The organism is Psychrobacter urativorans, assembly GCF_904846675.1.
GTDB lineage: Bacteria > Pseudomonadota > Gammaproteobacteria > Pseudomonadales > Moraxellaceae > Psychrobacter > Psychrobacter urativorans_B.
In genome coordinates, this window is the sequence record NZ_CAJHBT010000010.1 from 84,040 (window position 1) to 92,456 (window position 8,417).

The 8,417-nt window shown below is 43.1% G+C and carries 6 protein-coding genes; 1 reads left to right on the plus strand and 5 read right to left on the minus strand.

Annotated features, from left to right (window positions below; genetic code table 11):
* Positions 1-226: 226 nt before the first annotated feature.
* The 3 genes from JMY06_RS06615 to JMY06_RS06625 form a co-directional block, all read right to left on the minus strand.
* Complete coding sequence (locus JMY06_RS06615; protein ID WP_201617347.1) at positions 227-1,210, minus strand: malate dehydrogenase; 984 nt, start codon at positions 1,208-1,210, stop codon at positions 227-229.
* A gap of 289 nt (positions 1,211-1,499) precedes the next feature.
* Positions 1,500-2,288: a hypothetical protein gene (locus tag JMY06_RS06620; protein WP_227672217.1), complete on the minus strand. Its 789-nt coding sequence runs from the start codon at positions 2,286-2,288 to the stop codon at positions 1,500-1,502.
* Between the two features lie 357 nt (positions 2,289-2,645).
* The gene (locus JMY06_RS06625; protein ID WP_227672220.1) at positions 2,646-4,679 is read right to left on the minus strand and encodes a lytic transglycosylase domain-containing protein; all 2,034 of its coding nucleotides are present in this window, start codon (positions 4,677-4,679) and stop codon (positions 2,646-2,648) included.
* A gap of 529 nt (positions 4,680-5,208) precedes the next feature.
* On the opposite strand from JMY06_RS06625, the gene miaB reads away from it, so the two are divergent.
* Positions 5,209-6,657 carry a tRNA (N6-isopentenyl adenosine(37)-C2)-methylthiotransferase MiaB gene (gene miaB / locus JMY06_RS06630; RefSeq protein WP_201617351.1) on the plus strand — a complete coding sequence of 483 codons (1,449 nt, stop codon included), beginning with the start codon at positions 5,209-5,211 and terminating at the stop codon, positions 6,655-6,657.
* A 60-nt stretch (positions 6,658-6,717) separates the two neighbouring features.
* Here miaB and JMY06_RS06635 read toward each other — a convergent pair whose 3' ends face one another.
* Together JMY06_RS06635 and JMY06_RS06640 are read right to left on the minus strand one after the other, a co-directional pair.
* Positions 6,718-7,050, minus strand: a complete 333-nt coding sequence (locus JMY06_RS06635; RefSeq protein WP_227672218.1) for a hypothetical protein — start codon at positions 7,048-7,050, stop codon at positions 6,718-6,720.
* Positions 7,051-7,103: 53 nt separating this feature from the next.
* Positions 7,104-8,318: an RtcB family protein gene (locus tag JMY06_RS06640; RefSeq protein WP_201617353.1), complete on the minus strand. Its 1,215-nt coding sequence runs from the start codon at positions 8,316-8,318 to the stop codon at positions 7,104-7,106.
* Positions 8,319-8,417: the final 99 nt, after the last annotated feature.

Sequence of the window (8,417 nt, forward strand, 5' to 3'; positions counted from 1 at the left end):
TTTAGTATTCTTAGTTTTTGTACCGACTATTTGTTTACTTTTTTATCTCTAAAATTCTAAGTACTCACTCATTGTAGCAAGTCAATTCTTAAAAGCTATTATTCAACGTTACCAGTTATGTTAACGACTGAAAGATTAAATTAAAGGCACAAAAAAGCCCTTCTACTTTAGAAGGGCTTTTTTATTTCTAATGTTAATTGTTTAGCAGCTTATCTAACTATTCTACTTATGGAAGTAGATGCGATACCGCATCACGCTCTTCGTTAAGCTCTTGCTCAGTCGCTGCCATTTTCTCTTTTGAGAAATCAGATGACACGTCGACACCATCAACGATAGACCAATCGCCATTTTTACAAGTGCATGGGAACGAATAGATTAAGCCTTCAGAGATACCATATTCGCCATTAGAATAAACGCCCATTGATACCCAGTCGTTATCGTCGGTACCCATTACCCACGTACGCACGTGTGCAATAGCGGCGTTGGCTGCAGAGGCTGCAGAAGAAGCACCGCGCGCTTTAATAATTGCGGCACCACGTTTTTGTACTTCTGGGATATAAGTATTTTCGTACCAATCACGATCTACTAAATCTAACGCTGGCTTACCGTTCACCGTACAAGCCGTTAAATCAGGATACTGAGTAGATGAATGGTTGCCCCAGATGGTCATTTTTTTCACGTCATTAACCGTGCTGTCCGTTTTTTCGGCCAACTGCGCTATACCGCGATTGTGATCCAAGCGCGTCATCGCAGTAAAGTTACGTGGATCTAAATCGGGTGCGTTACGCTGAGCGATAACCGCGTTGGTATTTGCAGGGTTACCGACGACTAATACTTTAACATCACGACTTGCGACGTCATTTAGAGCTTTACCTTGCGCTGAAAAAATTGCAGCGTTGGCTTCTAACAAGTCTTTACGTTCCATACCTGGGCCACGAGGACGTGAACCTACAAGTAAAGCATAGTCAACGTCTTTAAAGGCAACTTTGGCATCATCAGTTTGGACAATATCTGCTAATAAAGGGAATGCACAGTCTTGTAGTTCCATGACCACACCCTTTAGGGCGTCGAGTGCTGGGGTAATTTCAAGTAAATTCAAAATAACTGGCTGATCTTTACCTAGCATCTCACCCGATGCAATACGAAATAACATAGCATAGCTGATGTTACCAGCGGCACCGGTTACGGCAACACGTATAGGCTGTTTCATAAAATACTCCCTAATTGATTATTAGATAATTTTATCATCATTTTAAATATAGACGTCTTAGTTATAATCTTGCTTAAATATGGTTTTACTAAATGGCAGATGACACAAACCGAGAGTAGTGTAGCACTTCATTTAGTAAATCGTCTAGGGACAATACTGTGCTTGCTGGCGTATATATTGTTACATTTTATACTGAAGAAATATTAGATTTGATGAGATTTGTGCCATCAATAATAGCTGAAAGCGCTATAAAATAGCTGATAAGACTATCGGAAAATTGAGTATTGAGCTATCTACCGCTTGAGATGATGAAGTTTTTGCCACAATTATTAATTACACTGTTACACCTGCCAAATTGGTTGCCTTCATAACAAACATGGACGTCGGTCAAAACAGACTGTCGACGGCTACCATCTTGACAGATTAAATCAATACTCGAGGCAGTCATGCCTTTGTTCAAACGGGTCATCTGCCCAATAAAACGCGACTTAGAAACGGTATAGCTATTGCCGGTATTCAGCTCGTTTGGCAGCTTTAGTTGACCGGCATGATTGACGATCTGGCGAAAATAACTACTAGAACTTAGCGGACTACAAGCCCCGTAGTGTTGCCACGCTTGGGTTCGGACGGTCGTATCAGGCATAATGCGGTTGACCACTTTTAATTGCAGCGGCGTTAGACGTGGATCACTACCACGTCCACAGCGCTCGCCATAACCTAAGTCGAGACCCGATACCGTTAAAGAATAACCCTCTAAACATTGACGCATGCGCGCACGCGAAGGTTGCAGGTTACATAATGCTGGCGTCATCTCAATCATGAGCACCTGCTGACCCGTTCTCGCCGTACTTGCCGCTTGAGCAGGCAGTAATATAACTCCTTGAACCAATAGTAGGCCGGCAATATTGCGAGCCAAACGCCATTTGTTATTATAATATTTATCGCTAAAGCTTTTGATGCTACAGCTCTTACCACTATATTCTTTATCACTTAAGCTGGCGCTTAGTCTTTCTAATCGCAAAGCTTCTGACTCATAAGGCTTGGGCGTCTGCCTAGATAAATGATGTTTGGATTGCATGAATAAGGGTAAATTGAGGTATTTTTTTATCATAAGTAACAAGGCATCTAGCAGTTATCAAACATGGGGACAGAATGAGAGTATGGTGCTTAAAACATATAGAATAAAACATACAGACGAAATAGGTTATAAATAGACTTGGTTAGCAAGCAAGCTGCTCAGAACTCAGGATAAGTGCCGGATACTAACTTAGGTTATGGTAACAACACTGTTTTTATAATATATAGCAGAATCGTAAACTTAGCATAAATGTTGCTGTACTATTATGACGGTGTTAATGACATTAAAGTGAATGGGTTTGTCTTAAGCTATTGGCAAGCAACGTTAAAACATAAAAACACTAATTAATAACGATTATTAAAATGCCGCTGGAATCGTGCCCATACGCTGACTGATAGGTTGAGGACGACCGAGCAGGCTGCTATAAATAGTAGCGTTTTCCATTACATGCTTAACGTAATTGCGGGTCTCAGGATAAGCAATCGATTCAACATACTGATCAGCGACTAGTGAGCCATAAGTCGGCTGCCAGCGCTTGGCTTTATTCGGGCCAGCATTATAACCAGCAGTTGCGAGTACTGGCTGATAGTTCAATTTTGCTAAGATATCACTCATATACCAAGTGCCATAACGAATATTGGTATCGCCACTATTGGCGCGGCTTGCGCTATAGGACTCACCTAAATTACGAGCGATGTATTTTGCGGTATCGGGCATAATTTGCATTAGACCGCTAGCACCAACATTGGAGCGGGCTGAGGAAACAAAGCGGCTTTCTTGACGCATGATGCCATACGCCCACGCCGGATCAATACCTGCTAACTGGCTATAACGTACCACTGAATCTTTATGTGGCATCGGATATGATAGAGCCAAAACAGTGGCTTTATCGGTGTTATCAGCAGCATAAACGGCACGATCAAGCCAGCCCATATCATGCGCTTGTTGGGCAGCAGCAATGATTAGATTATCATCACGACTGTCACGCGCCTGTTTGACCGCCCAGTTCCATTCACGGTTAGCATAGCCACGGCTGGCATCGGCATTATATAAAGCAAACGCGCGCGCAAAGTGTGAGTTTTGTAGAACGCGGGCGCGATCCGTGCTACTCACATTCGGTAAGTTGCTACCACCCATACGACTGGCATCAAAGCGTTGACCGACTTTATCTTTGGCCATTAACCCATAATACTCATTACCTTTGGCGAGATGTTGATACATTTTTTTAGCAAGATTGCGCTTACTGCCATCGCTTGATTGCTCATAAGCACGTGCCAGCCAATATTGCCACTGAGAAGATTTCTGAGTTTCTGCTTCCATTTGTGAGATGGCTTCAATCACATCATCCCAGCGGCTAAAACGAATGGCCGCTTTGGCATAATCTTCGGCTTCTTCATAGTTAAAATCATCATCTAAGCTGCTACGAAACCAATCCACCGCTTCAGAGCTAAAACCATCATCGGTGGTATAACCCATCCGCTCTACTCCAAGGATGCGATACGCATAACGGCGTGTTTCATCATTTAATAACCGCGATGAACGCTGATTGTCTTGTTTAATATCAAAGTCTACTTGCTGCGCCGCCTCGCGGTAGGACTTATTAGCGATGCGCCCGATAGCATATAAATATAAATATTGGTTGGCTTGACTGCTCGACTGCGTGCCAAAACGCCTGAGAAAAGCGTTTGGATTAAGTTGAATCTCGCTTAGCGCTGAATAAGGGATGGGCGTGCCAAGACGTGATGAGAGCGCCATGATGTCGCCAGTTTTACCTTTACGTAACATACGCTTTAGGCGTGCAGTCCGATCTTGATTGCTAATTAGCGGATTATTATTCATCTCAGTTGCCAGCTGTTCGCACAATGCTGGCTGCTTTAAAGTAGTCAGCCAAACGTCTGACTTTTCAGCCAATGCACGCATGGTATCGCCGCCATGATTGAACCCAAGCGCAATGGCGCAGCGCTCGCTACGATCCGGGTTGGTAATTAGGTTTGCCACTTGGCGTACTGATGCATAATCACCTGAGGCTGCCTTGGTTTCAGCAAAATCGGCCACTAATTTTTCTACCATCACCGTATTGGGATATTGACGAACAAACTGCGCGACTGCCGCTGAGCTTTGAGCATTCAAATCTAAATTCATACGCCAATAGGTTGGATACATGGCAAAGAGACCGCCACTCATTATCTGCTCATAGTTAAATAGCGCATTGACATCACCGCGACTGGCTGCTTGCGCGGCGGCGTTAAAGGAGTTAATACTAGTGTCCGGCTGATAGCCACCATAAGGAGCAGGCTGCGCACAGGCCACCTGCGATAATCCTAGGGCGCTTATCGCTGTCACCACACTAAAAGCACCAACTCGTAGTGAGTGTCTTTTTTCACGGGCCATACTCATACGATTAGACTGCTTTGCCATACTTGCTCTCTTTATTGACTCAATGTTTATTTAATGTCTATTCTTTATATATGTTCTTTCTAACATATTCTTAATAGCTATTTAACTTTTTAGCATCTAGAATTCGTACTATCTCTTTAATATTAATAGGTTTTTTGATATTTAGGCTTAGCGGGCGTGCCAAGCGACGCTTATCATACTATATTCTTTTAACTTGCCACCACTACTCTTACCATTTATCAATAAATACGACAGTACGGCGTAACACAAAGATGCTATAACTAGCAATCTGGTTAAAACCTGACCGTATTATCATGCTTTTATATCTATGAACGCTTAATAACTGCTAAAGAGAGGGTGATAAACGTTAGATAAGCAATTGATACTATTATCAATATTTTTTATAATTAACCCTAATGATGCACCGTTACTTTTCACATTAGCCAGCAATTATGATAAAATACGCCACCCATTACTGGCTTGCCGCCGCTATATTTTGTTTGCTAATCATGGACTTTCGCTTATGAGTGTTACTGTATTTAACCCCCGTATCAATGACGCTGCACTCGACTCAACGGTTTCAGCGCAAGTAAATACTGGTGCTATAAAAAAAGTCTTTATCGCCACCCAAGGCTGTCAGATGAATGTCTATGATTCTGACAAAATGCTGGATGTGCTCGGCGACTCACACGGTATGCAAGTCACGCATGATATCGATGAAGCTGATGTGTTACTCATGAATACTTGCTCTATCCGCGAAAAAGCGCAAGAAAAAGTATTCTCAGAACTGGGACGCTGGCGCAAACTCAAAGAGAAACGTCCAGACTTAGTGATTGGTGTCGGCGGCTGCGTGGCCTCGCAAGAAGGCGATAATATCCAGAAGCGCGCTCCTTATGTTGATATGGTATTTGGCCCACAAACCTTGCACCGTTTGCCGGAGCTGTATGACCAAACCAGCGAGCAGCGTGACATTGCACCCAAAAATCGCATTGGTACGATTGATATCTCCTTCCCTAGTATTGAGAAGTTCGACTTTTTACCAGAACCTCGCGTTGAAGGTTATAAAGCCTTTGTTTCAATTATGGAGGGTTGCTCAAAGTATTGCTCGTTTTGTGTGGTACCTTATACTCGCGGCGAAGAACTGTCGCGTCCGCTTGATGATGTGTTGGCTGAGATTGACAGCTTGGCCGCCCAAGGTGTTCGTGAAATCAATCTATTGGGTCAAAACGTCAATGGCTATCGCGGCGAAAAAGACGACGGCAGTATTTGCCGCTTTGCTGAGCTATTACATTATGTATCACACGTCGATGGTGTCGAGCGTATCCGTTATACCACTAGCCATCCGCTAGAGTTTACCGATGATATTATCGATGCTTATGCGCAATTACCAGAGCTGGTATCACATCTACATCTACCGGTACAAAGTGGCTCCAATGCGATATTGGCCGCGATGAAACGCAACCATACCATTGACGTTTATATCAATCAAATTAATAAGCTGCAGGCTATCCGTCCAGATATTCATTTATCGAGCGACTTTATTATCGGTTTCCCTGGTGAGACTGACGAGGACTTCCAGCAAACCTTGCAACTGGCGAAAGACTTGAACTTCGATCATTCTTATAGTTTTATTTATTCTAAACGTCCAGGCACGCCAGCAGCCGAGTTGCCGGATGATGTGAGCTTTACGACCAAAAAAGCACGTTTGGCTGAATTCCAAAAAGTGATTATAGACTCTACTCTGCAAAAATCTCATGACATGGTTGGTACCACTGCCCGCGTATTAGTCGAGCAAGTGGCCAACCGTCATCCGGATTGTTTAATTGGTACGGCGGACAACACACGTACGGTGATGTTCCCTTATAATCCTGAACAAATGGATGAGCTATTAGGAAAAATTGTCAGCGTTCGTATCACTGATTTTGTCAGCCCACATATGGTTAAAGGTGAGCTTGAGGCCATCTTATCTTAGGTTAATTTAAGTTTTGAAGTGCTATAACAATCAAAATAACAGCTATTAAAATTATAACCATCAAAACGCATAGCAATAAAAAAAGCCGTTCGCTAGATATAGAATAGTGAACGGCTTTTTTGTGGATGAATATTTTCCTTTATTTAATTCATGACTAATCCGATAACCAATCCGTCTGCCGTAGATTCTGCTTGGTCTCGCGGCGGCATTTTTTAAGGACGATATCGACATCTTCTTTTTCATGGATACGCCTTTTCTGAGCAGTGGATTTAGTGTCAAATAATTACGCAGTTTAGTTGTGCCTAGCAATTGGCTGCTAAGCGTAGACTCATTTTGCCGTTCTAACTGCCGCTCAATTTGTTTGGCTTGTTTAACGGTTTCTTTTAAGTTCATTGTTTTACCTATAATCTTTTTATTAATTTGTAGCTCTTAGTCTATTCAGGGTTTTAGCCTTTAATACACATGACCTGCTTTAGCGTATGCACCACTTCCACTAAGTCAGATTGATTGGCCATCACTTCATCGATGTCTTTGTACGCACCTGGAATCTCATCAAGAACGCTTTTGTCTTTACGACACTCAACGCCTTCAGTTTGGGATTTTAGCTCATCAACGGTAAAGGTTCGCCCCGCTTTACTGCGGCTCATACGTCGCCCTGCCCCATGTGAGCACGAGCAAAACGATTGACTGTCACCAAGACCGCGCACAATAAAGGATTTCACACCCATAGAACCAGGAATAATCCCCAACTCATCGGCATAGGCACTAATCGCGCCTTTACGGGTGACATAAACCTGCTCACCAAAATGTACTTCTTCATTGACATAGTTATGATGACAATTAATGGCTTCTTTAGTCAGCTGAAAACGCGGCAAGCCAGATTGCGGCGACTGCAACGCTTCGATAACCAAACGCATCATCTCGCGGCGATTTTCTAGCGCATAGTCTTGCGCCCATTCAACGGCTTCAATATAGTCGTCAAAGCTATCAGAGCCTTCGGCGAAATAGGCTAAATCACGGTCAGGCACATGACCAAAGCGCGATTGACGCTCTTTTTTAGCCAAACTAATAAAGTAGCGACCAATACAATTGCCAATACCGCGACTGCCTGAATGCAGCATCACCCAGACATCATTGTTCTCATCTAAGCACAGCTCGATAAAGTGATTGCCACCGCCCAATGTTCCTAATTGCTTTGCCCAAGTATGCTCAAAGCCTTTGAGCATTTTTAGTAGACCGGGATGCTTATCAGTGATGGGCTGTAGACGCTTAGCAAGCGGGTCAAGGGTCGACATTTTAATCTGAATTTGCTTATGCATATTAAAGCCGACCGGTACTTGCTGCTCGACCACGTGCCTTAGATTCCTTAAACTATCGGGCAAGTCGCCAGCACTTAATGACAAGCGCACTGCATTCATCCCGCAACCGATATCAACACCGACTGCCGCTGGAATAATAGCCGACTTAGTAGGAATCACGCTGCCCACTGTCGCGCCAATGCCGACATGCACATCAGGCATCACTGCAATATGGGAGTGCACAAATTCTAGCTGCGCCAAATTGCGCAATTGTTGCAATGCTCCTTGATCGATATCAGTGGTGTAAATCTTGATTGGCACACCATTTTTGCCATTTTCATTTAAGGTTAATTGAATACTCATTAATTATTACTCATTTATAATTTTTATTAAATATTTTGTTATCGTGCTTCGTTATCATACTATAAATTTATACTTATTAGTTTTAGACGACATCAATCC